Source organism: Sandarakinorhabdus oryzae, assembly GCF_009733735.1.
Classification (GTDB): Bacteria; Pseudomonadota; Alphaproteobacteria; order Sphingomonadales; family Sphingomonadaceae; genus Sandarakinorhabdus; species Sandarakinorhabdus oryzae.
On the sequence record NZ_WNJP01000340.1, the window covers coordinates 1 to 1,089 of the forward strand.

At 68.9% G+C, this 1,089-nt stretch carries 3 protein-coding genes; 2 read left to right on the forward strand and 1 reads right to left on the reverse strand.

What is annotated here, in order from left to right; all coding sequences use genetic code 11:
• Together GJ693_RS16140 and GJ693_RS16145 are read left to right on the forward strand one after the other, a co-directional pair.
• The coding region (locus GJ693_RS16140) for a GNAT family N-acetyltransferase (protein WP_156257238.1) at nucleotides 1-449 on the forward strand (449 nt) is incomplete at its 5' end.
• On the forward strand, nucleotides 449-913 hold the full coding sequence (locus GJ693_RS16145; RefSeq protein WP_197042303.1) for a Rid family hydrolase: 465 nt from the start codon (nucleotides 449-451) through the stop codon (nucleotides 911-913). The genes GJ693_RS16140 and GJ693_RS16145, both read left to right, overlap by 1 nt.
• On the opposite strand, the gene GJ693_RS17260 is transcribed toward GJ693_RS16145, so the two are convergent.
• Nucleotides 876-1,089: esterase-like activity of phytase family protein (locus tag GJ693_RS17260; protein ID WP_328598852.1), on the reverse strand; the 214-nt coding region annotated here is incomplete at its 5' end. The two genes, GJ693_RS16145 and GJ693_RS17260, sit on opposite strands and share 38 nt — an antisense overlap.

The window sequence follows — 1,089 nt, forward strand, 5'->3', positions numbered from 1 at the left end:
TCACCCGCGCCGATGCCCGGCTGCCGCTGGCCCATGTCGCGCTGGCCAGCGATGGCGCCATCATCGGCGCGGCGCTGTGGCGGCCGCCCGGCCACTGGGCGCTGCCCACAACCAGCTTGATCGCCAACCTGCCGGGCCTGATCGGCACGTTCCGCACCGCGCTGCCGCGCACGCTGGGCCTGATGGGCGCCATGGACCATCAGCATGATCGGCGCCCACACTGGTATCTGCAGTTCATCGGGGTTGCACCCGCCGCGCAGGGCCAGGGGCTGGGCGGCGCCCTGCTGCGCGAGGGTCTGGCCCGCGCCGCCGGGCAGCCCTGCTATCTGGAAACCGCCACGCCATCCAACGTCGGCCTCTATCAGGCGCATGGCTTTGCCGTGCGCAACGAATGGCAGCACGGCGATGCGCCCAATTTCTGGTCGATGTGGCATCGAGGAGACGACTGATGCGCGCCTTGCCCCTGCTCCTCTTGTTGCCGGTGGCCGCCCCGGCCGCGGCCCTGCCGCCCGAAACCGTGCTGATGGCGGAAAACGCCGCCGAGCGCGCCTTTCAGGAAAAATATGGCTATGCCGACGCGGTCATTGCCGGCGACACCATCTATCTGTCGGGTGTGGTGGCCGGGGTGGCGCCGGGGGAAACCACGCTGGTCCCGGCCTATGAGCGGGCGTTCGCGCGGCTCGACAAGATCCTCGCCCGCGCCGGGGTGACCTGGGCCGATGTGGTGGAGATCACCAGCTTCCACACCGATGTGAAAACTCAGCTCGATGCCATGGCGGCGGTGAAGAACCGCTATATCAAGCCGCCCTTCCCGGCGTGGACGGCGATCGGCGTCTCCCGGTTGCTGCCCGATACCGGCATCACCGAGATCAAGATCATTGCCCGGAAGCCGGCCCTACCAGCGGCGAAATGATCTCCAGTTGCAGCAGCAACGTGCGCTGCGTCGCCGAGAAATTATCGTCTGAGACCAGATAGAGCACAGGCGGCTTGCCGGCGCGGCGGACGAGCGCCAGCCCTTCCATGTTGTCGACCGGCCACGCGCCCTTGGCCGCCCCGCCCCGCCCCCAGCGCGCCAGTTCGCGAGCCGGC

Bases quoted from the DNA above. Each gene is read 5' to 3' on its own strand.
- GJ693_RS16145 (WP_197042303.1), top strand. From the start codon at position 449: ATGCGCGCCTTGCCCCTGCTCCTCTTGTTGCCGGTGGCCGCCCCGGCC.